This window comes from Oleiphilus sp. HI0079, assembly GCF_001635105.1.
The window spans coordinates 1-322 of the sequence record NZ_LWFT01000438.1; the positions used below are offsets into that span (position 1 = coordinate 1).

General features: G+C 50.3%; 1 protein-coding gene. It reads right to left on the bottom strand.

What is annotated here, in order from left to right:
• On the bottom strand, positions 1 to 307 hold a 307-nt coding region (locus A3750_RS05760), incomplete at its 3' end, for a VWA domain-containing protein (protein ID WP_231871733.1).
• Positions 308 to 322 lie beyond the last annotated feature (15 nt).

Here is a 322-nt window from a genome sequence, read left to right on the forward strand (position 1 = left end):
CGGTTACCAGGACAATTCGCCCCGTAGATGAGCCGGTTTTAGCCAAAAGATCCTTGGCCTGGTCTACCCCAAGGTCCGGACGGCTGCCGATGACTGGCATGATGAGTGGCTCGAGTGCTGCAAGGTTCGACTCGATTGTGCGCATGTCATCGGTAAGCGGGGTAACGACAAAGCTGTCACCTGAGAACGCGATTAACGCAGTGCTACCTTCTTTCCGCATACTTAATAGATCGACAATTTTTTGCTTCGCCCTGACTAGTCTTGAAGGCGGGGTATCTTCAGAAAGCATCGACAAAGATAAATCCATTATAACGACCATGTT